The 25,125-nt window shown below is 51.6% G+C and carries 26 protein-coding genes and 1 tRNA gene; 7 read left to right on the top strand and 20 right to left on the bottom strand.

Annotated features, from left to right (window positions below):
• The first annotated feature begins 137 nt into the window (after positions 1-137).
• The gene (locus DYY88_RS22765; RefSeq protein ID WP_039728783.1) at positions 138-278 is read left to right on the top strand and encodes a CAB/ELIP/HLIP family chlorophyll-binding protein; all 141 of its coding nucleotides are present in this window, start codon (positions 138-140) and stop codon (positions 276-278) included.
• A gap of 177 nt (positions 279-455) precedes the next feature.
• The gene (locus DYY88_RS22760) at positions 456-662 is read left to right on the top strand and encodes a hypothetical protein (protein WP_039728782.1); all 207 of its coding nucleotides are present in this window, start codon (positions 456-458) and stop codon (positions 660-662) included.
• 56 nt (positions 663-718) lie between these two features.
• Here the strand turns inward: DYY88_RS22760 and DYY88_RS22755 are convergent, their stop codons facing one another.
• Complete coding sequence (locus DYY88_RS22755) at positions 719-1,207, bottom strand: hypothetical protein (protein ID WP_130199569.1); 489 nt, start codon at positions 1,205-1,207, stop codon at positions 719-721.
• A 243-nt stretch (positions 1,208-1,450) separates the two neighbouring features.
• Here DYY88_RS22755 and DYY88_RS24375 point away from each other — a divergent pair, with 243 nt between their 5' ends.
• A complete protein-coding gene (locus tag DYY88_RS24375) occupies positions 1,451-1,612 on the top strand; it encodes a hypothetical protein (protein WP_160299602.1) in 162 nt (53 codons plus the stop codon).
• On the opposite strand, the gene DYY88_RS22750 is transcribed toward DYY88_RS24375, so the two are convergent.
• On the bottom strand, positions 1,609-2,019 hold the full coding sequence (locus DYY88_RS22750; protein ID WP_039728781.1) for a bactofilin family protein: 411 nt from the start codon (positions 2,017-2,019) through the stop codon (positions 1,609-1,611). The two genes, DYY88_RS24375 and DYY88_RS22750, sit on opposite strands and share 4 nt — an antisense overlap.
• 585 nt (positions 2,020-2,604) lie before the next feature.
• On the opposite strand from DYY88_RS22750, the gene DYY88_RS22745 reads away from it, so the two are divergent.
• The gene (locus DYY88_RS22745) at positions 2,605-3,078 is read left to right on the top strand and encodes an orange carotenoid protein N-terminal domain-containing protein (protein ID WP_039728780.1); all 474 of its coding nucleotides are present in this window, start codon (positions 2,605-2,607) and stop codon (positions 3,076-3,078) included.
• A 144-nt stretch (positions 3,079-3,222) separates the two neighbouring features.
• Here the strand turns inward: DYY88_RS22745 and DYY88_RS22740 are convergent, their stop codons facing one another.
• The gene (locus DYY88_RS22740) at positions 3,223-3,450 is read right to left on the bottom strand and encodes a hypothetical protein (RefSeq protein WP_039730375.1); all 228 of its coding nucleotides are present in this window, start codon (positions 3,448-3,450) and stop codon (positions 3,223-3,225) included.
• 466 nt (positions 3,451-3,916) lie between these two features.
• On the opposite strand from DYY88_RS22740, the gene DYY88_RS22735 reads away from it, so the two are divergent.
• Positions 3,917-5,854 (top strand): ABC-F family ATP-binding cassette domain-containing protein, encoded by a 1,938-nt coding sequence (locus DYY88_RS22735; RefSeq protein ID WP_039728778.1) that lies wholly within the window; start codon positions 3,917-3,919, stop codon positions 5,852-5,854.
• A 30-nt stretch (positions 5,855-5,884) separates the two neighbouring features.
• Here the strand turns inward: DYY88_RS22735 and DYY88_RS22730 are convergent, their stop codons facing one another.
• From DYY88_RS22730 to DYY88_RS22705, 6 genes are all read right to left on the bottom strand, one after another.
• Complete coding sequence (locus DYY88_RS22730; RefSeq protein WP_052288618.1) at positions 5,885-7,183, bottom strand: putative bifunctional diguanylate cyclase/phosphodiesterase; 1,299 nt, start codon at positions 7,181-7,183, stop codon at positions 5,885-5,887.
• Between the two features lie 122 nt (positions 7,184-7,305).
• On the bottom strand, positions 7,306-8,277 hold the full coding sequence (locus tag DYY88_RS22725) for a response regulator (RefSeq protein ID WP_052288617.1): 972 nt from the start codon (positions 8,275-8,277) through the stop codon (positions 7,306-7,308).
• Position 8,278: 1 nt separating this feature from the next.
• Complete coding sequence (locus DYY88_RS22720) at positions 8,279-11,344, bottom strand: ATP-binding protein (RefSeq protein ID WP_130199568.1); 3,066 nt, start codon at positions 11,342-11,344, stop codon at positions 8,279-8,281.
• A gap of 737 nt (positions 11,345-12,081) precedes the next feature.
• On the bottom strand, positions 12,082-12,405 hold the full coding sequence (gene grxD, locus DYY88_RS22715; protein WP_039728777.1) for a Grx4 family monothiol glutaredoxin: 324 nt from the start codon (positions 12,403-12,405) through the stop codon (positions 12,082-12,084).
• Between the two features lie 54 nt (positions 12,406-12,459).
• On the bottom strand, positions 12,460-12,720 hold the full coding sequence (locus tag DYY88_RS22710) for a BolA family protein (protein WP_039728776.1): 261 nt from the start codon (positions 12,718-12,720) through the stop codon (positions 12,460-12,462).
• A 56-nt stretch (positions 12,721-12,776) separates the two neighbouring features.
• A complete protein-coding gene (locus DYY88_RS22705) occupies positions 12,777-13,319 on the bottom strand; it encodes a tetratricopeptide repeat protein (RefSeq protein ID WP_039728775.1) in 543 nt (180 codons plus the stop codon).
• Between the two features lie 216 nt (positions 13,320-13,535).
• Here DYY88_RS22705 and DYY88_RS24975 point away from each other — a divergent pair, with 216 nt between their 5' ends.
• The gene (locus DYY88_RS24975) at positions 13,536-15,611 is read left to right on the top strand and encodes a S8 family serine peptidase (protein ID WP_044151387.1); all 2,076 of its coding nucleotides are present in this window, start codon (positions 13,536-13,538) and stop codon (positions 15,609-15,611) included.
• A 389-nt stretch (positions 15,612-16,000) separates the two neighbouring features.
• On the opposite strand, the gene DYY88_RS22695 is transcribed toward DYY88_RS24975, so the two are convergent.
• From DYY88_RS22695 to DYY88_RS22670, 6 genes are all read right to left on the bottom strand, one after another.
• Positions 16,001-16,228, bottom strand: coding sequence for a ferredoxin family protein (locus tag DYY88_RS22695; protein WP_039728772.1), 228 nt, complete (start codon positions 16,226-16,228; stop codon positions 16,001-16,003).
• 77 nt (positions 16,229-16,305) lie between these two features.
• Positions 16,306-17,523 carry an ATP phosphoribosyltransferase regulatory subunit gene (locus DYY88_RS22690; protein ID WP_039728770.1) on the bottom strand — a complete coding sequence of 406 codons (1,218 nt, stop codon included), beginning with the start codon at positions 17,521-17,523 and terminating at the stop codon, positions 16,306-16,308.
• Positions 17,524-18,477, bottom strand: coding sequence for a J domain-containing protein (locus DYY88_RS22685; protein WP_039728769.1), 954 nt, complete (start codon positions 18,475-18,477; stop codon positions 17,524-17,526). It lies immediately after the preceding gene.
• A 149-nt stretch (positions 18,478-18,626) separates the two neighbouring features.
• Positions 18,627-19,475 carry an inositol monophosphatase family protein gene (locus tag DYY88_RS22680; RefSeq protein WP_039728768.1) on the bottom strand — a complete coding sequence of 283 codons (849 nt, stop codon included), beginning with the start codon at positions 19,473-19,475 and terminating at the stop codon, positions 18,627-18,629.
• A gap of 30 nt (positions 19,476-19,505) precedes the next feature.
• Complete coding sequence (locus DYY88_RS22675; RefSeq protein ID WP_160299601.1) at positions 19,506-20,048, bottom strand: thermonuclease family protein; 543 nt, start codon at positions 20,046-20,048, stop codon at positions 19,506-19,508.
• A 71-nt stretch (positions 20,049-20,119) separates the two neighbouring features.
• Positions 20,120-20,488 (bottom strand): 2Fe-2S iron-sulfur cluster-binding protein, encoded by a 369-nt coding sequence (locus tag DYY88_RS22670; protein ID WP_039728766.1) that lies wholly within the window; start codon positions 20,486-20,488, stop codon positions 20,120-20,122.
• 258 nt (positions 20,489-20,746) lie between these two features.
• Between DYY88_RS22670 and DYY88_RS22665 the strand changes: the two genes are divergently transcribed.
• Positions 20,747-20,833: transfer RNA gene (locus DYY88_RS22665), tRNA-Ser, on the top strand.
• 229 nt (positions 20,834-21,062) lie between these two features.
• On the opposite strand, the gene DYY88_RS22660 is transcribed toward DYY88_RS22665, so the two are convergent.
• From DYY88_RS22660 to nuoH, 5 genes are all read right to left on the bottom strand, one after another.
• Positions 21,063-21,980, bottom strand: coding sequence for an NAD(+) kinase (locus DYY88_RS22660; RefSeq protein WP_039728765.1), 918 nt, complete (start codon positions 21,978-21,980; stop codon positions 21,063-21,065).
• 73 nt (positions 21,981-22,053) lie between these two features.
• Complete coding sequence (nuoK, locus tag DYY88_RS22655; RefSeq protein WP_039728763.1) at positions 22,054-22,362, bottom strand: NADH-quinone oxidoreductase subunit NuoK; 309 nt, start codon at positions 22,360-22,362, stop codon at positions 22,054-22,056.
• A 112-nt stretch (positions 22,363-22,474) separates the two neighbouring features.
• On the bottom strand, positions 22,475-23,095 hold the full coding sequence (locus DYY88_RS22650) for an NADH-quinone oxidoreductase subunit J (RefSeq protein ID WP_039728762.1): 621 nt from the start codon (positions 23,093-23,095) through the stop codon (positions 22,475-22,477).
• Positions 23,096-23,159: 64 nt separating this feature from the next.
• Positions 23,160-23,762, bottom strand: a complete 603-nt coding sequence (gene ndhI / locus DYY88_RS22645) for an NAD(P)H-quinone oxidoreductase subunit I (RefSeq protein WP_201279223.1) — start codon at positions 23,760-23,762, stop codon at positions 23,160-23,162.
• A 59-nt stretch (positions 23,763-23,821) separates the two neighbouring features.
• A complete protein-coding gene (nuoH, locus tag DYY88_RS22640) occupies positions 23,822-24,940 on the bottom strand; it encodes an NADH-quinone oxidoreductase subunit NuoH (RefSeq protein WP_039728760.1) in 1,119 nt (372 codons plus the stop codon).
• Positions 24,941-25,125: the final 185 nt, after the last annotated feature.

Below are 25,125 nucleotides of genomic sequence, written 5' to 3'. Positions count from 1 at the left end.
GAATAAGCATTGATGAACCGCATAATCACTATCAAAAAATCCATCGATAGTGTCACCCACACTCAAAGTTGCCTGCGTTACAATATGTAACAAGTGTTTGAATTACATTCAACATTAAGCATTAGGAGCTAAGTGTCATGGAAAACGAAAACAAGTTTGGTTTTGTTAATTTCGCAGAAACCTGGAACGGTCGTTTAGCAATGTTGGGTTTCATTATCGGCATTGCGACTGAATACATCACTGGTCAAGGCATTCTTTCCCAAATCGGCTTGATGTAATTTTTATTGCTTTAGAGTCTTTGAAACGGGGTTGCAAATTTTGCAACCCCGTTTTTTTGGCGATATTGGCCATTGGCTGCGCTTTTCAAACAAGACTTATCCTCTACCGAAGCAGCCTTCTTTGGGATTGGCGGCACTCTATTAGCTCAGTACAAATCACATGGAAGGAGCCGGCCAATGCAAGGTGCTGAAAGATTTTTCGTTGGCTTTGGTCGGCAGTCGTCAGGACTCTGGGGGCGACGATCGCTCATCTCAACTGGGAACCAGCAAAATCCACTTCGTTTCATGGCAGAGGTCGAAGATATCGCGCTGGAGCTGATTTTCCAGGAAATGCTACCTTCACTTATCTTCTGCAAGGCGATCGCAACTATAGCCAAAGGGTAAAGTAACCTGGCAACGTCTACTGCGGATGCCTTGTTGAACCCCAGCCAGGCCTCGCCTTACTCTTGAACAGTCAGCGAATAGCTAAATCGCTGACCTTGCTCGTGAGCCCCTACCCAAATGCGGTAGGTGCCAGCCCGCCAATTATTGTCAGCAATTTGGGCATCTAAGTTGCTACGGCTGATGTCTTGACCGCAGTGAATGGAATTATCATCTGGACCTTGCACCAACAGCGTCGTGTCTTTGCCACTGTTGACAGTGATGGTGAGTGTCGGAAAATCACTTTGCAAAGTCAGAATGTGATCTGGGTTGGCATCGGCAAACCCAGCACAAAGATTGCCTTGCTGATCACTGCCAGCAATGTTAGCAAGCGAAAACGAGCCCACAATACTACCGCTAACACTCGCAGTAGCGGGTGGGTACGCAGCCAAAGTAATGCTTTCAGAGTTGGCGGTCTGGGCCAAAACGGGAGAGATACTGACCAGGAGAGCTAAGCCGCTGAGCGCTGCCAAGGGGCGGCGCAGCCGGGTAATCAATTGAGAAGTCATGGTCATTGCCCTCACTCAGTCGCTACACGGTTAAGCAAAATGCTGGTGTTGCCGCTTACTTAACTTAGAAATTCGTTAGATACTCTTATGTTGAGTGACGCTGCCAAGACTCAGCTCAGCGATGGGCAGGATCTTCAAGTGTCACGGTAACTGGCACTTTTTGAACAAGCCACGAATCGCCACCTAGCTGAAGGTACCCTAGCAGATGATGATTGCCCACTGGAGTTGTGAACAAAGTTAACGATGAGTTTTATCTACTGCTTGATTTTAATCGCGATCGCTTGGGCGCTATCAACCTTTATCGATAGCTTGGCTAGTATCGGCGCTCTGTTCGGTGGTTTGCCTATGTGGTTGGGACTGGCTGTGGTGGCAGGCGTGATGGCTTGGCTAGTCGGTGAGCCTTAAGGATTGAGGGATGGCGTATCCGTTGTTCCGTACAATTCAGGCAAATCGCGGGAAGGGGGCAAAGATTTCGCATCCTGCGTTTCAATGAACCCGGTGTAATAAGCCCCGGCCTCAATTTCCAAGGCCCCGGCGATCACATCCCCTTCGAGGCGAGCGGTGCGGCTTAGCGTGAGCTTACCTTTTGCCACAACCCGGGCTTTGAGCACACCGTGCACAACTAGATTGTGGGCTTTGACCTCCGGCCCTTCCACCAAGCCCGTAGATGAAATTTCCATGTCGCCATGCACATCGACGGTGCCGTGAACAATGCCGTCAACGCGCAGCATACCCTCGGCATGCAGCGTGCCTTCAAATTCGGTTTTTTGGCTGAGATACGTGAGTAGGGGAGCGGACTTACGCCTGAACATACAGAGTGCTTGCCTCAGTGAACGTTTAGACTAACGACCGGACGTGGCCATTCATTCAAAATAGTACTTTCATTGCACCGCTTGTATGGTCGAAGATAGCAGAATAATGAATCCCCTTGCATTCATGGACTCCACAAATCACTCAAAATTACCTATCGCTTTAGTAATTTATTTGTGTCTGAGGATACAAATCGGCTCTTGACATTGAAAACACAATACGTTGATCCCCTATCGTTATTCGTCACTTTGAGCCAAATCAAGCCATCATCTGACACTTGGTGAAAATCACTTGCTAGAAGCTGAAGAAAAACCTAAAGATTCTCACCAATGGCTCATTTTTGGGGATCAATGGAATAGTCAGGCTCAACTCGACTGAGTTTCTCTAAAACCCTTGATCCCTAAATTGCGTTGATGGGCCTCTGTGGGCCTCATTAAGGCAGTTTGAGCAAGATTGGCGATATGTTGGCGACACTCCGTGATTGCGACGCAGGCGAGATGCCTCCGTCGCTACATTTGCTCAACGCTGCCTGTTGCAGAAGTCAGTCTGATTTATTTTGACGGCCAATCAGAACTTAGGATCTCACGATGAAAACCATAAATTTAACTTCACATCAAATAGACAACTCTATTGATCGCTTTTTTGCCGCGAGTGCCCATACCCAGTTAGTGATTTTGAACTACTTGGCGCAGAAAATTCATCGGGCTTCCAATACGGCAACGCCCAGTGCCTTTTTCTCGCAAAAAGTCCAAATTATGATTCAGCAATTGCATCAGCTGCCCCGCGAAGATCGACATCTTGCGCTGGAAGAAATTTTGCATGGTGTGCCGACTCGCCTGACTGAAGCCTACAGTGACTTAGATACCAATATGAGAATGGCTTTCTGGTATCGCTTGGCCAATAGTCGTCGTGATGAGTCGCTGTTATCGCCCAAGGCGTTAACGGCTTGGAATCAGGAACAGCATATGTTGTTGTCGGATTTAGAAACCCGAGATTCTAATGAGTTGGTGACTTTTTTGCGGCAGGCAGTGACTGACCGCGAGGTAATGGCGATCGCATAATCCGGTCTCGGGCCGCAATGGGCCAACGGCCTACCCTTGCTAGCGCTGATTAGCCGCAACCCCCGACCTGGTGAGCTTGATGTGAATCTTGACTGGGTTGGGGGTTTGAGACGCCCGCAGCGGCGCGTCGAATAGAAGGCGTGGTTAGGAAGACTTCACGGACTCTTCGCTACGTTCGAGCAGGTTGGCGTCGATGTGAGCAGTTTGCTTTCGCTGTTCGGCCATGGCGGCGCGGGCTTTGGCTTCGGTCGTGGTGGGATTTTGCTGATGGAGCTCTTCCTCGGAGCGTTCGTGCAGGGAGTCTTGGCGGCGATCGCCATCGTGACGCTGTTGGGCGAGTAATTCGCGGGCACGTTCTGTGGGCTGATTCATCAGATCCTCCTGATTAGAGTGAATGCCTACTTCTTTCGTAACCTGCGGCGACAAATTTATGTAAAAATCGATACATTTTTCAAGGCTTCTCGCTGCCTTGAAGCTCGCTGCACAAGTCTCGCTGACTCTTGGTGAACCCTAATGATGGATTTGCGAGGGGAGCTGCAAGCCCTAAAAACTGGGCTTTGGACATTACCTGGTGCTTAGGCGGAGCCATCCCCAAAGAACTGGTTACCTTCGCTAGGGAAATTTTGCCTTGTGCAGCGTCAAAACTAAATCTCCGGGTTAGTCGTAGGCCGCGCTGTGTTTGACTCACGCGATAGCGAATCCGAATTTTTTGCATTGATGGAGCACTCTCGATCCATGGGGGCGATTGGGACAATGCAGAGCGAGTGCGTTGTTCCCGAGGGTGAGCCGCAGCGTTAGACTAAAACACGGTTATCCCTTCAATTTGCGGCACTTTGCCATGACATTGCTCACTCTCAAATCGGTTCAAAAAGATTTTGGTATCAAAGAAATCCTGCGGGATGCCAGCTTTAGCTTGGAAGAGGGCGACAAAGTTGGGCTGATTGGGACGAATGGGTCGGGCAAATCTACGCTGCTAAAAATGATTGCGGGAACTGAACCAATCGACGGCGGGGAGATTTGGCGCAATTCTGGGGCCAAAATTGTTTACTTGCCGCAGCAGCCGGATATTGAGGGCGATCGCACTGTGCTAGAGCAGGTGTTTGCCGACGCGGGCGAGCAAATGGCCCTGATTCGGGAATATGAAGACATCTCTCACCGGATGGAACGCGGGGAAGGCGATTTGGATGCACTGATGTCGCAACTGTCGCGGGTGACAGAAAAAATTGAAGCGGCAGACGCCTGGGATTTGGAAACCAGTGCTAAAGTCGTGCTGACGAAACTCGGCATTCAAGACTTTGATGCGCGCGTGGGAGATTTGTCGGGGGGCTACCGCAAACGCATTGCGATCGCCGCCGCGTTGCTTTCAAATCCGGATGCTCTGTTGATGGACGAGCCGACTAACCACTTGGATGCGGAATCGGTGGAATGGCTTCAGAGCTATCTCAACGGCTTTCGCGGGGCGTTGCTGCTGATCACCCACGATCGCTACTTTCTGGATCGGGTCACTAATCGCATTTTGGAAGTGGATCGCGGTGATCTGTTTGGCTATGCGGGCAACTACAGCTACTACTTAGAAAAAAAGGCCGAAATGGAAGCCTCGACCGCCAGTAGCCGCCAAAAGCATGCTGGGGTGTTGCGCCGGGAGTTGGAATGGCTAAAGCGTGGGCCTAAAGCCCGCAGCACTAAGCAAAAAGCTCGCATTCAGCGGATTGATGACATGCAGGATCGCGAGTTTAAAGAAAGTTTGGGCAAGGTGGATATTGCCACCGCTGGGCGACGCATCGGCAAAAAAGTTATTGAGCTGGAGAATGTGACGAAGGGGTATGGCGATCGCACTCTGATTCGCAACTTCACCTACATTTTTAATCCCCGCGATCGCATTGGCATCATTGGCCCCAATGGGGTCGGCAAATCGACCTTAATGAACCTGATTACCGGACGAGAGGAGCCCGATCAGGGCGCGATCGAAATCGGGGATACCATTCATTTTGGCTATTTTGATCAGCACTCCGAAGATGTGATCAAAAACCCTAACCAGCGGGTGATCGAATATCTCAAAGACACTGCTGAGTTGGTCAAAACGGTGGATGGTAGCGTCATCACCGCCTCTCAAATGCTGGAGCGTTTCCTCTTTCCCCCCGATCAGCAATACGCCCCGATACACAAACTTTCGGGGGGCGAGCGGCGGCGGTTATTTTTGCTCCAGGTGTTGATGCAGGCTCCTAATGTCTTGATTTTGGACGAGCCAACGAATGATCTGGATGTGCAAACACTCGCGGTGCTGGAAGAATATTTGGAAGAATTCAATGGCTGCGTCATCGTCGTTTCCCACGATCGCTACTTCCTCGATCGCACCGTCGAAACAGTGTTTGCTTTCGAGGACAATGGTCACATTCGCCAATACCCGGGTAACTATTCTGTTTATCTCGATTATCGACAAGCAGAGGCAACTGGGCCGAGCTCTGAAGCAGTCGATAATGGCAAAAAGGCAGATGAAAAATCAGTAGTTTCTTCTGCCGCTAAGAATGGCACACGCTCTGTCGCCTCTGCTAAGCCCCAGAAGCTTTCTTACAAAGAAAAACGGGAATACGAACAGCTAGAAACCCAAATTCCTGAACTCGAAGCCGAGAAAGAAGCGCTGGAAAAACTGCTCTACGACAATTCCGACAGTGGGTATGACGAGATGAAGACCCTCTCGGAAAAATTGGCTACCCTCACCCAGACTATCGATGCCGCGACTGAAAGATGGATGGAACTAGCTGAAAGAATTGACTAAAGTGTAGCTACTTCAGTGAGCAAACAGGGGTTAGCTGGAGGTCCTAGCGATCCCATTTGAGCTTCTGGTCATCAGCAATTCTGTCGCCGCCGCAAGTGATAAGGCCGGGGAGAAAGCATAGCCTTGCACAGCATCACAACCGAGTGCCGTGAGTTCTTGCACTTGCCAACTGTCTTCTGCACCTTCGGCTACGGTGCTCATGTTTAGGTTTTGCGCCAATTCAATGATGGTTCGCACAATACTGTGGCCGTTGCTCGACATTTCGTCCACAAAGGATTTGTCAATTTTTAAGATGTCGATTGGAAATTTGCTGAGATATTTCAAAGAGGAGTAGCCGGTGCCAAAGTCGTCAATACTCAAACGGATGCCCCGCGCTTTAATTTGAGTCAGAGTTTCTAAAATATTGCTGGACTGTTCTAGCAATATCCGCTCGGTAATTTCTAGCGTGAGATGGTGTGGTGATACGAACATTTTTTGCAAAGTCTGGTCCAGCATGGACAACAGATCTGGATCGCGAAAACTTTGTCCAGAAATATTGATTGCAATGCGTAAATCGTCCGTCATTAAATCATAGTTTTGCCAGTGCTGAATGGCTTCACACGTTTGTTGAATCACTTGCTGGGTCATGGCCACAATTAAGCCGGTTTCTTCAGCAAGATCAATAAATTCTCCCGGCATAATTAGGCCTTCTTCCGGCTTTACCCATCGCACTAAGGCCTCAAATCCAATTAATTGATATTCGGGCAAAGCGTAAATAGGCTGATAGTAGTTAACAAATTGATGGTGATCGATCGCACTGTGCAGATCATTTTCTAAATTGACCCGTTTGACGGTCATTTGCAGCATGTCGGCGCCGAAAACTTCGTAGCGATCGCGTCCCCTTTCTTTGGCCTGATACAGAGCAATATCCACATCGCGGAATAAGTCATCGCTAGTGGTGTAACTATTGTCGTTGATAAGAATGCCAATACTGGCCGATGTTCTTAAGATTCGCCCTTGAATTTCAAATGGCTTCTGAAGACTGTATTTAACGCGATTGGCTACTTGAATGGCCTCCTGTACATCGCTCGTATTTTCTAGCAAAATGACAAACTCATCGCCACCAATCCGTACAATCACATCAGTCTCTCGCAAACAACCTTGCAACCGATTGGCAACGGCGATCAATAGCTGGTCACCCATCAAATGCCCAAGCGTGTCGTTGACCGATTTAAACTGATCAAGATCCAGCATTAACAGACCAAACTGACAATTTTGATGATGCCGACAACGCACCAATTCTAAATCGAGTTGCTGTGATACAGCCTTTTCCAGTCTCGTGAGATACACTTAGTATGTTTTGGAATTTGCTAAGAGACAGGGATGAAAGCTTACTCTATCGAGTTCNNNTCAAGGAAGTTTCTTTGACAGACATTAAAAACTGGTTTACAAATTGCTGCTACTGCACCTCACTAGAGTGAGAAATGCTGTAACCAGTTCCGGTTAGGCAGTCTGGTCAAGTTATCGTGCAATGCCTCATAACGCAGCTGTTTCTCGATTTTGAGGCGTTGCGTCACATCGCGCGAACTGGTTACTACCCCGGTCAATTGTGTGTCATCCCCTGTTAGAGGACGAGCCAGCGTTTCGACCCAAACGTAGTGACCGGCCTGACAGCGCAGCCGATAACAGCTCGTAATCACTTGAACGGGTGAGGTGGCGGGCTGAAAACAGCGCTGAAGTAAATCGATATCTTCTGGATGGCAGAACGACAAGAGGTTTTGGCCGTGCAGAGTTGCTGGGTCATACCCGAGTAATGCTTGGCAAGAAGGGCTGACATATTGCAGGGTGCCGTCGGCCTGATGTAAACACACCAAATCGCTCATGTGGTTGGCAATCAACCGATAACGGGCCTCACTCTGGCGCAACTCCGCTTCGATTTGTTGACGGAACTGCACCTCTGATTGCAAGGCCTGGTTTGCCTGGGCCAGTTCCGCAGTGCGTTGGTTTACCTGAGTTTCTAAATCTTGATTAAACTGCTGAAGTTGCAGGCGTGCTTGTACTAGGCTGAGCTGAGTTTGAATGCGGGCAATGACTTCAATAGTTTTGAGGGGTTTGGTAATGTAATCGACTCCGCCCACTGCAAATGCCCGAGCCTTGTCTAACGGTTCATCTAACGCGCTGATAAAAATAATAGGAATCGCGGCGGTGCTGGGGTCAGCTTTGAGCCGTTGGCAAACTTCGTAGCCATTCATATCGGGTAGTCGCACATCCAGCAATATCAAATCCACTGGGGTGGAATGTGCGACTGTCAGAGCCATTTTGCCGGTTAAAACACCGCGAACTTCATAACTGTGCTGCTGCAGCTCTTGGGTCAGCAGCCGCAGATTTTCGGGCACATCATCGACGACTAAAATGGTCGCGGTAAGGGGGGTATCTGAAGTCATCTCAGCCCTTTGCTAGCACTATGATCTTGTCATAGTTGAAATTAATAATCCAGTGATGTAGCTTATGGCGTAGCGCTGTTTGCTCACTGGGTATTTGCTGCAATAGAGTGAGCAGAGTCGCCTGATCGGCTTGGGTGGCGTTGCGGTAGAAGGCCTCGCGCCAGACAGCATCAAGGGTTTGCCAATCCTCTAATTCTTGAGCTGATAGGGTCGCTAATGACTGCGCTGATGGGGCGTCGGCAGGGGTCATTTCGGCGTAGATAAATTCAACGCCAAGGTGCTGCTGGAGTTTGTCAATGATCTCTTCGCGTTGAAAAGGTTTGCGAACAAAATCATCACATCCGGCCTCCAACACCAAGGATTTTTCGGATTCAAACACACTAGCGGTGAGGGCAATAATCACGGTTGCTGGTTCGGTCGATTGCGCTTTAATGCGTTGGGTGGCGGCATAGCCGTCTAGTTCCGGCATGTGGATATCCATCCAAATGAGATGGGGGTGCCAGGTTGCCCAGAGGTCGATCGCGGTTTGGCCGTTTACCGCAACTTTAACCTCAAAGCCGAGTTGCTCAAGTAATTGCTGCAGTAGTAAGCGGTTGCTGGGGTGGTCGTCGGCAATGAGTAAACGATAGGGCGGTTGATTAGGGGCGATCGCGATCGCTTGCTGTGAGGGTATGCAGGCTGCATCAACTCGATCTAAGGCTGCCCTTGATACCTGCACTGGCACCGCAAAACCAAAACAACTCCCTTGGCCGACCGTGCTGGTGACATGGAGGTTGCCTCCCATGAGGCTGACAAATTGATCGCTAATGCGCAGTCCTAAGCCGGTGCCGGTTTGACTGTTTTTGCCGGCTTGAGCTTGGTAGAAGGCTTGAAACAAGCGCTTTTGCTCAGGTGGGGAGATGCCGGGGCCAGTGTCGATTACTTCAAATTGCAGCCACGCGCGATCGCCATCCTGCGAGTCGACTCCATTGGGGGCATGGGAAATCTTGAGGGTCACTTGCCCCTCCTGAGTAAATTTGACCGCGTTGCCCAATAAATTGATCAGTACCTGGCGAAGTTTCCGTTGGTCGGCCTGGATGAAGGTGGGCAAATCAGGCGATCGCTCCACCTCAAAGCGAATCCCTTGAGACGCGGCTTTCAGGTGAAAAATTGACTCTAAATGTTCAAGCAGTTCCTGCAGGCTAAAGTAAGTTTCGTGCAGCGTGATGCGTCCCGCCTCGATTTTCGCCAGATCGAGTACATCATTAATCAGATCCAGTAAATGTGTCCCACTCTGGTGAATTTGCCGCAACTCGGTGCGGTGATCTGAGAGCGTCGGATTGCGGTATAGCAAATCGGCGAACCCCAGAATGGCATTGAGTGGGGTGCGCAACTCGTGACTCATCGTGGCCAGAAAATCGCTCTTAGCCTGATTAGCCGCTTCGGCGGCTTGTTTGGCCTGCTGAATCTCTTGGAATTTTTCTGTGAGAGTCGTCGCCATCTGCTGAAAGTTGCGCACCAATGAGGTGAGTTCATAAACCGGGCTCTGGGGCCAAGCAATCTGACGTTTTTCGATCAGTTGATTGGGCAAATTATGCGTTACCTGCGCTAGCTGAGACAGCGGTTTCACTAATTGCTGGCTGACTAAGGTGGCCAAAGCAAAGGCCAACCCCGAGACCACCATCAAAATGGTCAGGTTACGGGTGTGAAAGGTTTCGATCGCCTGCACATCATCCGCAGCGGTTGACGCTAACACAAGCGTCCATGGGGCTGAGGTCTGGAGTGGCGTTTCCATGACAAATAAGGAATTTCGCCAGCGCACCATAAACACCGGGCTGCCATCAGTTGGCAACCATTGATAAATCTGGTGATGAATCTGGGCATTGACTGGCTGACGCTCTCCCGATTGGTGAATGATCAAGGAACGACCCGGCAAATTTTCTGACTCGGTACTCGCAATAATTCGCTGTTGGCCATCAACCAGAGTGGCCTGCATCGGCAAGCTGGCTAACGTGTCGGTCATCAACTGCTGCAATTTGTTGAGGTTAATTTCTCCCAAAACATTGCCGACTAGCTGGCCGTTCTTAAAGATGCCTTGCTGCAATATCAGTGCATTAGACTCGGCGACGCCTGCGGTGATGAGTCGAGCCTCAGAGTCAGTCGGGGTGGAGGTTGGCGCCACGCGAGTCATCGGCTCGCCCTCACCGCCACTCGGCGAAGCGGCCACCACAATATTTTGACGGTTGGCGATCGCGATCCTTTGAAAGTCGGGAATGACCGTGGTGAGGATTTGAGTCTGCTGCTGTAGAGCGTCTAAGTTTTGCGATGTCGGCGCGGCGGGGCTGGTAAAGAAATCCTCTGCCAGCGGCTCCAAAGCGGCCATAGCTAGACGATGTTGCTCGTACCAACTGTTGATCAGCGTGTCAATATGGGTCGTCGCATCATGCAGTTGGTGGGTTTTCTCAGTTTTAATATTGTCAACGACTTGGTAACTGCCGATCGCCATAAACACCAGCGTGGGGAAAAAGACAAACGCCGCCAATATATTGAACAGGGTTTGTTGCAGCGACAGGGCACTCCAAGTTTGAGGTCGACCTAGCCAGCGATGCAGCGGTGTATAGGTCAACAGCAGACTAGCCACTAAGGCATTGAATATGCCATTGACGGCCTGCTTGAGCATAATAATTTGGGCCTGAGTCGGCTCGACCCCCAACACCTGGCGATAAAATAGCCAGACCAAAGGCATGCCAATGGCAATCCAATAAATCCAGTTCAGAATGGCTAGATTAAGTTTGTAGCGCTCGTAGAGTAAACCGACAAAGAGAAATTCGCAGGTAAAAATTACGATGGCGTAGGGATGATGCCAAAGAAAATAGGTGACGCTGGCTGAGGCGATCGCGGCAATTAGGCCCCACCGCCAGCCATAAAGACACAGCACCAACCACACTGCGATCGAGCCAAATAAAAAATCGATATTAAAGAAAAATGACCAGCGCCAGTAATTTCCTAGCACTCCCAGCACCATTAGCCCTGCCAAGCCAAGGGTTTCTCGTCGCCAGGTATGGGAGATCGGCCACCTCAGTAACATCGTTAATCGCTCCTGATTGATGGATGATGGAAAGTGCGGTGAACTTTTCTAGTATTCAGATCGGCAAGACATTTGTAGTGGAGTCAGCAGAATGTCGTTAGCCCCAACTCTGAATCGACGGTGAGAATTATTGTGGTGGCGCTTCCCTCAAACCTCATTCGAGGCAAAGCGCAGCCCGAGCAGCAGCTTCAAGCGCAAGATGTCAGTACTCCGGCCCAACTCTAGTTCCCAATCGCGAAGTGGTTTAAGGGTTTTCTAGAAATGAATCTTCCCGCATCAGTTAGTGTCGAGGCAGGAGATCCAACTGGCTTTATTCTCGCATCGGGTTGGATTCCCTGACGTTAAACACCCCCTACATCCAGACGGTTACAGGAAAATTTTGTTGTAGAGATCTCCTTATCACGCCGCTAACAACCGCGATCCCTCTTTACGCTTGCTGGAACTCATCAGGCCAATCAATCCCTTAATACATGCACCATTTTTGAAGATTACCCAAATACTGATACGGCAAAATCATCCTGTTGTTGATTTGTAATGCACAGACTAACCAGTGCGACACACTTTCAGCTGATCCTAATAAAGACAGGGTTTGTCAGAGGTAAGCGTTTCTTGAGCGGTTCATCTCTCAGGAGAACGTGAGGCAAAACTAAATTGCCCAGCTAGATTTGGCATCTGGCTGGGCAGGCAATAGTCGTAATCAACGACCAGAGTTCATATTTCAACAAGAAAATTAGAGCTTATGAAGCCAGTGCAACTTCCACGGTCTCTTGTAATTGTCCGTTCTGGTACAGTTCAATCAAGATGTCAGAGCCCCCGAGAAATTCACCGTTCAGGTAAACCTGGGGAATCGTGGGCCAGTTGGAATATTCTTTGATGCCCTGGCGCACGTCGTAGTCAGAAAGCACATCAAACGTCTCAAATGGGACGCCCAAAACATTCAAAATCTGCACTACGTTGTTGGAAAAACCGCACTGGGGCATCAACTTGTTGCCCTTCATAAACACCATGATTTTGTTGTCATTGATGAGTGTTTCGATGCGTTCTTGAACCTCTGGAGCCATGGGAGATTACCTCGTCGTTGGAATGCAAGTACAAAGGGAGAAAGGACTTAGCCATTAAGCGCTCTGGCTAACTTTTGACCAAGTTTCTGGCGTGTAGGTCTTCAGTGCGAGGGCGTGAATTGCCTCGCTAGACATCGCTGATTGCACAGCTTTGTACACTAACTGATGTTGCTGTACTAAACTGCGCCCGGCGAACGCTTCTGATACCACAGTGACTTCCAAGTGGTCGCCTCCGCCGGTCAGGTCGTTAACCTGCACTTCGGCATCGGGCATGTCGGTTTGAATCATTGATATGACTTGATCGGCTGTGACCATGCATTTCCTCTGATGAACGGGTGTTTGCCCTAGTCTATCAAGTTAGTTTTCCTGACTTAATTAAATTCGTAGGGGGCTTCGACAAATCCCATTTCAAACAGTTGTTGGTATGCCTGTTCGCCCAAATCCCGCGTGGGTTGCTGACTCCGCAATACTTCCATCAATAGGGGAATGGCTTCTTCGGGTTGACCTTGGCTGCGATAGATGAGGGCGAGTTGATAGGTGGTTTCGTCTCGCTTTTGGGCAGCTTCGATCGCGAGGTCACGGTTGCTGCGGTTTTGCCGGGTATCGACCCCAAAGAACATTTGCGCGAGCTCTTGATAAAAGAGGGAGAGCTGGTTGTAGAGTTCGCGAGCTTCGTCTAGTTTGCTGATCGCTTCCGTGTAGTCTTGTGTCGCGATCGCGGCTGTCCCCTCGGCCACCAGGCTGTCTGCATGGGGCACGCTAAAGTCGCTGGTGGATACGGAGTCAATGCGTCGCACTTCCGACTCTTGCGCTAGCACTGTTGAGCCCATGCCGCTGAGGAGGCCGACAGCTAACAAGCTGCCGCCAAGCCAACGCTGCAAATTACGAAAATCGGAAGTGAAAGGAACAGCCATGGGGGAACCTGAGTGCAAATGTTGACAGAATGCAAAAATACCGATGTATCTTACCATTTCACCTGAAACTTGAAGTTAAAACCTGACTCGCGATCAACGGGACGGGTATTCGCTACAGTTGAGTCACCGTGCTGACATTGGGGGTTAACGATCACCCATGCGCGAGCTAAGGCGGTTAGACGCTGGCGCTCAGCGAAAGGTTCCAGAGGGGCAGGGATGACAAATCGTGGCGGTCAATTTGGTCCTGGGCTCATTTTGCAGCGGGGCGGTGAAGAACTGTTGTTGAGTCGGGTGGGCGATCGCTTCACCACCCGACTAACGGCACCGACCTCGCTCGATGAATTGCGATCGCTCATCACCCCCCTGGCGGTACGTCCGGTTGCTCAGGGTCAACTGGTGGAATGGCAGGTCAACCCTGAGCGTTTAGAGGATGCGCTAACCGCCGCTCGCCAAAGTGCACGGGTGCAGTTCGCCAGTCGGGTTTATCGCTTAGTGGCGAGCCCGCGCACGTGGATTTATCTCACTGATCAGATCACCGTGCAGTTTGCCCCCACCGTCATGGCGGCGCAGCGTCAGGCGATCGTGGCTCCGTTGGGCTTGGCGATCTCGCAAACCCTGGCAGGCATTCCCAACACGTTTGTGTATCGGGTGACGTCACAGGCGAGTGAAAATCCCCTCAAAATTGCCAATCGCTTGATGCGGTTGACCGAAGTGCTCACGGCAGAACCGAACGTGGTGATGGCGACCGCGCCCCAATATCGCCCGACCGACCCGTTATTTCGACAGCAATGGCACCTGACATCCGTCGTCAGCGCCCTCGTCAAACCTAACGCCCATATTTCCGCCGAAGCGGCGTGGGATCTGACCCGAGGCACGCGCTCTATTGTGGTAGCCGTCTGTGACGATGGCTTTGATCTCACCCATCCAGATTTACAAGGACTCGGCAAAATCGTCGCGCCCAAAGATCTCAAAGCGCAGGATGCCGTGCCTCTGCCGGATGGCACGACGGATAATCACGGTACCGCTTGCGCCGGACTCGCGATCGGTGAAGAGAATGCCAGTGGTATTGTCGGCGTTGCCCCCGGCTGTGGGTTGATGCCCATTCGCATGACGGGCTTTTTAGACGATACGGCGATCGAAGACATGTTTCGGTGGGCGGTGCAGCAGGGCGCTGCCGTCATTTCTTGCAGCTGGTCCCCCGCCGCGATCAAGTATCCCCTCTCGCTACGGCAACGCCTGGCACTGACTCAAGCCGCCACCCAAGGCCGTGATGGCAAAGGCTGCGTGATTGTGTTTTCAGCCGGGAATGCCAATCGTCCCGTGCATGGCACTGTGACCGAGCGGGACTGGCCACGCAATGCGGTGCGCGGTCGCACGGAATGGCTGAGCGGCTTTGCGGTGCATCCTGACGTAATTACCGTATCGGCTTGTACCAGCCTCAATGGCAAGTCGGCTTACAGCAATTGGGGCCGCGATGTGGCCGTGGCCGCCCCGAGCAATAATGGGCATCCCACCGTGTCGCTGCCGGAGACGGGCAGCATCAAAACGGGGCCACCCATTACGACGGCGACTCCCGGAAGGGGAATGGTGACGAGCGATCGCACGGGCACCGCCGGTTACGATCGCGACGCTTACACCAACACCTTTGGCGGCACTTCTAGTGCTTGCCCTGAGGTAGCTGGCGTGGCGGCACTGGTGCTGTCGGCAAATCCATCCCTGACGGCGCGAGAGGTAAAGCAAATTCTTCAACAAACGGCGGACAAAATTACTGACACCACCCCGGATCCCCAACTGGGCACTCGCTATGGCACCTACGACCAGCAAGGCCACTCCCAGTGGTTTGGTTATGGCCGGGTAAATGCCTATCGCGCCGTCAGGGAAGCGAAAAGACGACTATGGCAAGGTCGCACCTACACCCGCATGGTGGAGATTAAGGACGAGGTGACGACTCCAATTCCCGATAATCAGCCCCTTGGGATCACCCGCACACAGCCGGTACGCACCCCAGGCATAGTGCAAGATTTAATCGTCCACGTCACTCTTCAGCACGATTACTTAGGTGATATTGAGGTGTCTTTGCAGCTACCCAGCGGACAAGCGTTATTGCTGCAAGGCCGCACCCTGGGCAATCAGCAGCAACTCGACGATCACTACACGGTGCAAAATACCCCCATTCTGATCGAGGCTATCGGCAGTGCTGCTACCGGAGAATGGGGCCTCAGAGTGAGCGATCGCGCCCCCGGCCACACGGGACAACTCCTGAGTTGGCACCTCACCCTCGCTGTACAATAAAGCCCGCCCGCGGCTGTCGATAACTGCCAACTATCGCGACTGATGACTGGCCCTAAATGTAATAACCCCCAGCACACAAGGCACTGGGGGCGCTTAAATATAGCAAGTTAGGTTAAATAAGAAGCTAGGCTTAGAAGCCGTTCAAGATAGGTGTCTTTCGACAGTTTCATAATGCCCTCTTCTACCCAAAACCTCCCGCCACAATTGGTTAGATTTACGGAAAAAAGGCAATTTGTCTCAAGTGTTTGAATTTTAGGGAAAGTGTATTCGTCAACACGTTGATTTATGAAGGCTGGTGATAACACTGTCGTCACCCAGCTATCCAGCCACCCAATGCCCCCATCACCTAGCTACTCACTTCAACCGGGAGCTCAATTCCTTGCCCATCTCTAAGCCGGGGTTTGTTGCAACTCGGGCTGCTCTTCCGGCAGGATGGCGCCCTCAACAGGGCACACCTGTAGGCAAATCCCGCAGTCAATACAGGTAGAAAAATCAATCCAATACCAGTCAGTGCCTTTGGCGTTTTTACTGGGACCTTCGTGGATGCAAGCGACTGGGCAGGCATCTACGCAGTCAGCTACCCCTTCACAAACGTTGGTCACAATTGTATGAGCCATGATCTCCTCTCTTAATCGGCGTCTTCTGCGATCTGATTTCCCAGAGTTTTACTCTGTCTAGAGAAATCAGCTTGGGTTTAGTTTACCGCTTCGATTTCCGGCGGGTGAGTGTCCGTAATCCAAGCGATGCGACTGATATTGCGATCGCGGGCCCGCTGGCGAATCACCTCAACGTCGTCTTCAGGCTCCAAATACAGTTCGACTCGCACCAGCGCTTCGGCCTCGCGAATGGTTTCAGCATACTGAAAGGCCGCGATCGCGGCTTGGGGCGTCTTAGGCACCACCAACCAGTCACTGGGCGGAATCATTTCGGGCAAACAGCCTGTCCCGGTTAGGGCTTGATGCAGCGTTTCAACATTGAGCATGAAGCCAATGCCGGGATAGCTGCGCCCTTTGGGATCAAACACACCGAGCAGGTTATCGTAACGTCCCCCCTTGCCCACGACTTGTCGGCCCTGGGGGGTGTTGACGACGGCCTCAAAGACAATGCCCGTGTAGTAATCAAACGACTGCACCAGGCTCAGGTCAAGAATGACCGGCGAGTCGGGCTTAGCGCGATCCAACAGCTCAACTAAAGACTTGAGTTCATTGACGATCGCCTGTTGTTCGAGCGTGAGGGGCAGTTGGCTGACGGTTTGCAATACGTCTTGAGGACGCCCTCGCAAATCCATCAGCTGTAACGCTCGCTGCCGCAGTTCGTCCGGCAAATCGAGGGTTTCCAGGGTGATGCGGTCGAGTTGGGCGATCGCCCCTCGCACTGTGTCCCGCAGCCTTTCCGGAAATGCCTGGAGTAGAGATCGGGTCAGATCCGCATTCCCCAAAATTAATTGCCAGTCGGTGAGCTGCAAGTTTTTGATACAGCTCAGGAGCAGCCGCAGGGTTTCCGCATCGGCTAGGGTGCCGCTGGTGCCCAGCAGTTCGACCCCGGCTTGGTAATACTCTCGCTGTCCGGCCTGCGATCCTTTGGGCGCACGGCTAAACACATTGGCGGTGTAATAGAGCCGCTGGGGATAGGTCACTTGCGCCATGCGGGTCACGGCCGCTCGGGCGATCGATGCCGTGAGTTCGGGTCGTAAGCCAAGCCGCTCCGGTCCATCCCCCTGGAGTTGAACCACCGACGACTGGGCGATCGCGCCCCCGGCCATCAGCGTATCCAGGCTTTCCACCGTCGAGGTAATGATGCGGTGATATCCCCAACGTTGAAACATCGCCTCTAGGCGCGCCTCAATCCAGTACTTTTGGGCGACATCGAGCGGCAATAAATCGCGGGTTCCGGACGGTGGCTGATAACTCATTTATTTTTGCTTTCCTCCAAACAAGCCAAATAGGCCGCCTTTCGACTTCGACGGTGTACTCTTTTTCGCCTGACTGCTTTGCGTCCCCTTGTCCCCAGTGGCCTTATTCAGCTTGGGTTCTAACTCTTGTGCCAGGGTATTGCCGGGATCTAATTCTAAGGCTCGCTTGAGATGAATCTTGGCCATTTTGGGCTGCCCTGCCTGCAAATAATAAGTTGCTAGCTGAGCATGGCATTGCCCATTTGTGGGATTTGACTTGATCGCATCACGCATTTCCAAAATGGCGCGGGAATAGTCTTTTTTAGAGGCAAATTCGGCAGCCCGGCGTTGATAGCTTTCAATAATGGCTTCCCGCTGCTGTTTAGGTGAGGGGGGCGGTGGTGCCGCAGTTTTACGAGACGCTGACGGGTTGGCTGCAGTTGTCGGGGCAGTCGTAGCGGTGTTCGTGCTGCTAGTAGCAGGATTGGCAGCCCTTGCGCCGCTCCCTCCTGACGTACACATGAGGTAGGCCAAATTCAGCTCGCTAATTTGACCGATGACATCCAGCACTTGATCAATCGTTTCGTACTGGGTTTCAGCTAGGGAGTTCAGGCTATTGACATAAGCCGAGCTGGCATTATTGCTTTGCGCGATCGCCTTGGCCGCCTCGGACTGTAAATTAATCGAGGTATCTTGACTTAAGCGTTGCCCCCGCAGCCGCAACACAATCATGTGCTCGGTCATTACTTTTTCTTGGGAGAGACTTTCATAGGCGGGGTTAACCATTTTGGAAAGCAGTTCATTCGCCTTTTGCCGCTCTTCATTAGTATTGTCACGCATACTGTCGGGGTGCAGCTTACGGGCGATTTTGAGATATCGCTTGCGAATCGCCTTGGCATCAGCATCCAAGGCCACCCCTAAGATGGCGTGATAGTCGGTGAGGTCAAATTGGAATAACCCTTGCTCTATATTCATACCTATTAACGTTTCCCTCGCCTATTGAGGCATTCTCCCGATTTCTGTCTGTAGTGCAGCGTGCGCTGCTTGAGATTACGCTTCTGCCCTGAAAGGTAGAGTGCGCCGAAGGGCGGTGACCCAGTGCCTCCGTCATCGTGATCAAGTCATCATGGTTCAGCGATCGCAATGGGCTGAAAGTTTGCTAGCGGTTGCACCTGTTCTAACACTTGGCTAAGGATAGTGTGGATGCGACCATTTGTCGCCAGAATGCGACCAGATTGAATATCAAAATCAGTTTCATCATAGGCGGTTACGTGTCCGCCCGCTTCTTCGACCAATACCACCCCAGCGGCCATATCCCAAGGCGATAGTCCCCGTTCCCAATAGCCATCCAGGCGCCCGCAGGCGACGTAAGCTAAATCGAGGGAAGCGGCCCCACCGCGTCTCACCCCTTGAGTCAGGTGCGTCAGGTGACAAAATTCGGCGTAATTATTGTCGACGCGCTCGTGGCGATCGTAGGCAAAACCGGTCACGAGCAGGCTATTGGCCAATTTGTCGGTGGTGGATACGCGAATCGAGCGCCGGTTGAGCGTAGCGCCTTGCCCTTTGGCAGCTCGAAAGAGATCTTCGCGAAAGGGATCGAAGATGGCCCCGACTGCGGGATGGCCGTCAATCAATAACCCGATTGACACGGCTGAAAAAGGATACTGGTGCGTGTAGTTGGTCGTGCCATCAAGGGGGTCAATGGCCCAAAGCAGGGGACTGTCGCTGGCCGCTCGCAGACTACCCGACTCTTCGGCCAAGATGGGGTGATCTGGCAAGTGTCGGGTCAGCACATCTAGTACGACGGCTTCTGCCGCTTTGTCGGCTTCGGTGACCAGATCGCCCGGTCGACCTTTTTGTTCAATGTGCTCTAGCTTGCCCCAATAGGTTTGCAATACGGCCCCAGCGGCCAATGCCGCTTCGGTCGCGACTTCTAAGTAGCGCTGCAAATCGTGATCGCTAACAGCAGTCATACAGATTCCTTGGGCGGTTCATCCCCTAGTTTAAGGGGAAGGCGATCGCTCACGAAATTGCTGGGCGGTTTCTCGTAGCGGACTTTCGGGATCCCAGATGCCTAACCCCAGCAGGCGCGATCGCTCTTGCGCGTAGAGCAACTTTTGATAATACGGACTGAACTGGTCGGTGGGATCAGCCAGATAGGTACACCCTTGAGCTAAAGAAGTCGCGTTAATTAAATCGCGATTTTGCCAGCCATAAGCCCACAACCGGTTGTAGGTATCGGGTTGATCATCGACTAATTCCAGCTGAATAATCTGGTCTTGCAAGTCGGTTAAACAGTCGCGCGATTGGGAGCCCCAAGGTGCTTGATCGCGGTCAGGTGCCTCAATCGCCGCTAAGCGAATTGCGGTCACAGGTTGTTCCGGGCTGAGCTCAAACAGTAGTTCCAGGGTGTTGCCACTTTTGGCGTAATCAACGGTGGCCGTCAAGTTGGCTGTTGCTGGGGGTATGCCAGTCAATACCAGGGCGATCGCTAAAAGCGCGATGCCAATGAGCCGCGATCGCGGTTTCAAGATCGGTAAAAACATGCCCATACTGCCTCTGCACAGAAAGTCGCCAATGCACTGTGTCTGGTTGCAGTATGCCCGGGCCAACGGGCTTAATCTTCGTCTAGCGGCAAGCCAAAGCGGACTTTACCTTTGCCAAAATAGCGACCAAACTGCAGTTCATAGACCTCGTCTTCGTCCTGAGTTTCGACCTCTAAATCAGTCCGGGGATAGCTCACACAGAGCAAGGCATAGCCTTTTTTCCGCAGGTCAGGCGAGAGGCCCATCGCTTCCGGTTGTTCAACTTCTCCTGACAAAATCCGTACCGCACAGGTCGTACAAGCGCCATTACGGCAGGCAAAGGGCAACTTTGCCCCCTGATTTTCTGCTGTTTGTAGGATGTAGCGATCTTCGGGCACCTCGACGGTAAAGTGCTGATTGCAATCGCGGTGATGAATATTGATGCGGTGAGAGCGGGTCATGCTAATAGTCAATCGATGAGAATGAAAACTGAGATTTATCAATGTAACGGCAAACTATGAACGTTGGCCGCATCGTCTATGCTCTCACAGGATTCTGCGTTTGCGGGGCAGACAGACTACTGGGCTAAGGAATCTGGTTTCGAACCAGCCCAGCCCAGTTTTCGCAGACTTTTCAAAGGCGATCGCGCCTCAGTCTAGTCATTCTCTGGTAGGATTAGACACTGTAATTGATTCCTTGCGAATGAGTTACCACAATTTGGAGAGGTGGCCGAGCGGTTTAAGGCGCAGCACTGGAAATGCTGTTTAGGGGCAACTCTAACGAGGGTTCGAATCCCTCCCTCTCCGTTTTAGAAAGTCTTGCTAGCGAATACTTAGCGTCTGAGGTAGGACACCGACGCAAGGTAACTACTGAGCAACTTATTCACGAGCAAATTTGATTATTGGTTTGATTGCTAGAGCGCGCAGGTCGTCACCCTAAAAACGCTCGATATCATTCCCTAATAGCGAGCACATTTACCTTTTGCCTAACCAATGCCTGAAAGCGTTTTGAAGGCAAAACGATTGGTGCCACCCATTAATTGCGATGGTTATTGTCGTAGCGAATGCGCGCTCCTGCCCACTGCAGTTTGCTACGCAAGGTGCGGTAGTAAGAATATTTCTTAGACAGAATGATAAATTCTGCCCACTCCGGAGCCACTCGGACGTCGACCCGTTGGCCGGGCCAAATGGCCGTTGCCATCACGCCATCCATCCATAATTTAGTGCTGTGCTCTGGATCAGCTAAGGGCCAGACGCTGACTACGCACCCCGGCGGTAGCACAATGGGGCGACTCGACAGGCTCAGCGGGCAAATTGGCGTGACGATCAATGCATCCATGCCGGGGTGAACAATGGGGCCATTCGCTGCCACGGTGTAACCTGTTGAACCGGTGGGCGTACTAATCAGAAGACCATCGCCCTGATATTGATCAACCACCTCGCCATCAATTTCCATTTCTAAGATGGAGGTGATCATGCGGTTGGGCGACGCTGGCTTGACGCACATCTCATTTAGGGCGAGATAGGTGTCGCTTTCTGGCTCCATGTTGGAGCGATCACCGTTAAAAGTCTGTGCCTGCAACATCATGCGGCGCTGCATAGCAAAGCGATCGCCGAGTAACCGCTGCCAAATTTCTGAAAACTCAGTGTCGTTAGGCGACTCACTCAGAAAACCGAGATGGCCACCAATGTTAATCGCCAAAATAGGCACCTGGTCAGCGGCGAGATTACGCGCCGCCGCCAACGCTGTCCCGTCTCCTCCTAGCACAATAGCAAGGTCAATTTTTTGCTCGGCTGATGCCAAAAAAACAGGATAGGGATTATCTTTAGGGCCGCTCGGACCGACCAAGGTCTTACAGCCCAACTCGTTCAATTGTTGAGCACATTGCTCTGCACGGCTTTTGCTTAGCTGATTGCCCGCTTTATAGGCAATGATGACCTGATTTAACTCCACAACCGAGCGATCGCTCCTAATGAGTTCTTCCTCATTTTAAGGATGTCGCTCCCGTTTGCACGTTCCAGGGGTCTTACCACTTCAGCAGGTTAAAGGCTTCCATATCCACCGTGTCGCGATTGCGATAAATGGCTAGCACAATGGCTAGACCAACCGCCGCCTCTGCGGCTGCGATCGAGATGACAAAAACAGTAAAGACCTGTCCCGTTGCGGTCGCTGGATCGAGATAGTTAGAAAACGCCATCAGGTTGATGTTGACTGCATTCAACAACAGCTCAATCGACATCAAGACTCGAATAACATTACGGCTCGTCACCAAGCCATAGATACCGATGCAAAACAGCGCAGCTGCCAGCAACAAATAAAACTCCAAAGGAATCATGGTTTGAGGCTATCCTTTTCCAAACGGTGAGCAATCTTTCTGTAAACACTAACTAAAGGCAACGGCTAGGCCCCGAGTCGATTATCCTACCCAGTCAAACAGGTGAAGAAAATCAGCCTTCTGGCGACTCGCTGCCTTCGCGCCCGGCTGGCACCAGCTCACGGGGTCGCTCAGGTAGCTTTAGGGCTTCTGCGATAGTGTCTGTCGTCGGCTCATCAGGAACGAATTCCCGACGGGCCAGAATGATGGCCCCTACTAGTGCCATCAGCAAGAGCACTGAGGCTAATTCAAAGGGCAACAGAAAGTCAGAGAAAAAGTGTAGTCCGATCAGTACTGTGGCACCATCGCCGACAGGCGTATCGGTTGAAATCTGCCAGGGAGTGCCCAAGATCATGGTTGACAACAGCGTAAACAGACCGAAGCACACGCCCCCCGTAGCGATGAGTCGAATCCAGCCGCGTCGCACGGGCGTAAACGGTTGATTCTTATTCACCAGCATGATCCCAAACAGGATCAAAACGTTGACCGCTCCAACGTAAATCAGCACTTGAGCGGCGGCCACAAAGCCCGCATTCAATAAAACGTAGAGCCCCGAAATACTGAGGAATACGCCCCCTAACAAAAAGGCGGAGTAGACAATGTTGGATAACAGGACAACCCCCAGGGCTGTACCAATCACCAGGGCGGCCAATAGGCCAAACAGTACGAGTTGAACTCCTTCAGCAAGTGTCACGGTCGTGACTCCAAATGAACGGCATCTAAATCATCCCTCACCAATCATGGAAGGGAGCAGGAACTTAGTTATCAGCGCCACTGGCCGCTGATTCAGCTTCTTCGAGAATCTCTTGGGGCAGCTTGCCTGCCCGCCGTGACCCGGCTGGTAAATCATGGGGATCAGTAACCCCCTTGGGCAAATAACCATACTCGCGCAGTGGGGTCACCATGGGGTCTTGAGTGACCTTGTACGGTAGCCGCCCCATTGCCACGTTGTCGTAATTCAACTCATGGCGATCGTAGGCAGCCATCTCATACTCTTCGGTCATTGAGAGGCAGTTGGTCGGGCAATACTCTACGCAGTTGCCACAGAAGATACAGACGCCAAAATCAATACTGTAGTGGTTGAGGGTCTTCTTCTTACTCGCCTTATCAAACTCCCAATCCACGACTGGGAGATTGATCGGACAAACCCGGACGCACACTTCACAAGAGATACATTTGTCAAATTCAAAGTGAATGCGGCCCCGATAGCGCTCCGAAGGAATGATTTTTTCGTAGGGATACTGGACGGTGACAGGCCGTCGCCGCATGTGGTCAAAGGTAACGGACAGCCCTTGACCAATGTATTTTGCCGCCTGGACGCTTTCTTTAGCGTAATCGCCGACTTGTTTGAGAAAGTTCAACATGGTGTTGGGTGCTGGGTTAATAACGACAAATGAAGGGTTGGCTGAGCGATCGCTGGCTAACCACCAAAAGCAACAGGGAAGGTAATCTTTAAGGCAGCAGTGAGCAGGAGATTGACCAAAGCCACTGGCAACAAGAACTTCCAGCCGAGATCCAAAAGTTGGTCAATGCGGACACGAGGGACTGTCCACCGGAGCAGTACGGCTAAGAAGACCAACAAGTAGGCTTTAACTACCGTCATCACAATGCCGATCGCCGCAGTAATTACCTGTAACCAAGGCGTTGTCTCACTTACGCCAAAGAGGCTTGATAGCAGGCCTACCGACACGGGTGACTCCCAACCGCCCAAATAGAGCACAGAGAAAATCAGGGCGGAAAGCACCAAGTTGACATACGACCCGACGTAGAAGAGGCCAAACTTCATACCGGTATATTCAGTCTGATAACCGGCGACCAGTTCTTCTTCCGCCTCAGGTAGGTCAAAGGGCAAGCGCTCACACTCTGCCAGAGCAGCAATCCAGAAGATGAGAAAGCCAACCGGTTGACGCCAAACATTCCAACCTAAGATGCCATAGCCGGATTGCTGTTCAACAATGTCGATGGTGCTCAGGCTATTTGACATGAGCACGATCGCGAGCACTGCTAATGCCAGGGGAATTTCGTAGCTGATGGACTGAGCGGCAGCGCGCAACCCCCCCAACAATGAATACTTGTTATTAGAGGAATAGCCCGACATCAATAAACCAATCGGCGTAATGCTGGACAAGGCAATCCATAAAAAGATGCCTACCCCGATATCGGTAATGACCATGTTTTGGCCAAAGGGGACGATGAGATAAGACAGAAACACTGGAATTACCACCAGCGCCGGACCTAGAGTAAATAGAATCGTATCGGCCTTAGCGGGCACGATGTCTTCTTTAAACAAAAGCTTGATGCCGTCAGCCGCCGCCTGCAAAGTACCTAACGGCCCTGCGAATTCTGGACCGATACGCTGCTGGGCAGCGGCAGAAATTTTTCGCTCTAGCCACACAGTGACAAAAATACTGACCGTAGCCGCGATCAGGATTAGCGTCATTGGTAAGGGGAGCCACATAGCTTTTGCCACCCCCGCTGGCACCCCAAACTGGGTCAAGAGTTCGACAAAACTTCTTTGGAGATCAATTCCCTGGCTCATGCGAAAGCCTCAATACGTCAGCGATTAGTAAGCATTTCGTTACAGTGATCAGTATATCGTTCGGACGTAACGCCACCACCCCCCGCTGATAGGAAGTTCTGCCTTTGGTTATAGAGAGGGCTCATAAATCACGCCGATGGAGAGCCCACGAAAAAAGCGAAGTAGAGTTAGCTCTGCTTCGCTTT

It is taken from the genome of Leptolyngbya iicbica LK (assembly GCF_004212215.1).
Classification (GTDB): Bacteria; Cyanobacteriota; Cyanobacteriia; order Phormidesmidales; family Phormidesmidaceae; genus Halomicronema; species Halomicronema iicbica.
The sequence above is the reverse complement of the archived record's forward strand: the minus strand, read 5'-3'. Positions and strand labels throughout refer to the sequence as shown.

What these genes read in the sequence shown, in the direction of transcription:
- DYY88_RS22750 (WP_039728781.1), bottom strand. Translation starts at nt 2,019, where the DNA reads ATGTTCAGGCGTAAGTCCGCTCCCCTACTCACGTATCTCAGCCAAAAA.
- DYY88_RS24975 (WP_044151387.1), top strand. Translation starts at nt 13,536, where the DNA reads ATGACAAATCGTGGCGGTCAATTTGGTCCTGGGCTCATTTTGCAGCGG.
- DYY88_RS22755 (WP_130199569.1), bottom strand. Translation starts at nt 1,207, where the DNA reads ATGACTTCTCAATTGATTACCCGGCTGCGCCGCCCCTTGGCAGCGCTC.
- DYY88_RS22670 (WP_039728766.1), bottom strand. Translation starts at nt 20,488, where the DNA reads ATGACCCGCTCTCACCGCATCAATATTCATCACCGCGATTGCAATCAG.
- DYY88_RS22680 (WP_039728768.1), bottom strand. Translation starts at nt 19,475, where the DNA reads ATGACTGCTGTTAGCGATCACGATTTGCAGCGCTACTTAGAAGTCGCG.
- DYY88_RS22675 (WP_160299601.1), bottom strand. Translation starts at nt 20,048, where the DNA reads ATGTTTTTACCGATCTTGAAACCGCGATCGCGGCTCATTGGCATCGCG.
- DYY88_RS24375 (WP_160299602.1), top strand. Translation starts at nt 1,451, where the DNA reads ATGAGTTTTATCTACTGCTTGATTTTAATCGCGATCGCTTGGGCGCTA.
- DYY88_RS22695 (WP_039728772.1), bottom strand. Translation starts at nt 16,228, where the DNA reads ATGGCTCATACAATTGTGACCAACGTTTGTGAAGGGGTAGCTGACTGC.
- DYY88_RS22685 (WP_039728769.1), bottom strand. Translation starts at nt 18,477, where the DNA reads ATGAATATAGAGCAAGGGTTATTCCAATTTGACCTCACCGACTATCAC.
- DYY88_RS22720 (WP_130199568.1), bottom strand. Translation starts at nt 11,344, where the DNA reads ATGTTACTGAGGTGGCCGATCTCCCATACCTGGCGACGAGAAACCCTT.
- DYY88_RS22745 (WP_039728780.1), top strand. Translation starts at nt 2,605, where the DNA reads ATGAAAACCATAAATTTAACTTCACATCAAATAGACAACTCTATTGAT.
- DYY88_RS22760 (WP_039728782.1), top strand. Translation starts at nt 456, where the DNA reads ATGCAAGGTGCTGAAAGATTTTTCGTTGGCTTTGGTCGGCAGTCGTCA.
- DYY88_RS22765 (WP_039728783.1), top strand. Translation starts at nt 138, where the DNA reads ATGGAAAACGAAAACAAGTTTGGTTTTGTTAATTTCGCAGAAACCTGG.
- DYY88_RS22705 (WP_039728775.1), bottom strand. Translation starts at nt 13,319, where the DNA reads ATGGCTGTTCCTTTCACTTCCGATTTTCGTAATTTGCAGCGTTGGCTT.
- nuoH (WP_039728760.1), bottom strand. Translation starts at nt 24,940, where the DNA reads ATGAGCCAGGGAATTGATCTCCAAAGAAGTTTTGTCGAACTCTTGACC.
- DYY88_RS22725 (WP_052288617.1), bottom strand. Translation starts at nt 8,277, where the DNA reads ATGACTTCAGATACCCCCCTTACCGCGACCATTTTAGTCGTCGATGAT.
- DYY88_RS22690 (WP_039728770.1), bottom strand. Translation starts at nt 17,523, where the DNA reads ATGAGTTATCAGCCACCGTCCGGAACCCGCGATTTATTGCCGCTCGAT.
- nuoK (WP_039728763.1), bottom strand. Translation starts at nt 22,362, where the DNA reads ATGATTCCTTTGGAGTTTTATTTGTTGCTGGCAGCTGCGCTGTTTTGC.
- DYY88_RS22735 (WP_039728778.1), top strand. Translation starts at nt 3,917, where the DNA reads ATGACATTGCTCACTCTCAAATCGGTTCAAAAAGATTTTGGTATCAAA.
- DYY88_RS22710 (WP_039728776.1), bottom strand. Translation starts at nt 12,720, where the DNA reads ATGGTCACAGCCGATCAAGTCATATCAATGATTCAAACCGACATGCCC.
- grxD (WP_039728777.1), bottom strand. Translation starts at nt 12,405, where the DNA reads ATGGCTCCAGAGGTTCAAGAACGCATCGAAACACTCATCAATGACAAC.
- DYY88_RS22740 (WP_039730375.1), bottom strand. Translation starts at nt 3,450, where the DNA reads ATGAATCAGCCCACAGAACGTGCCCGCGAATTACTCGCCCAACAGCGT.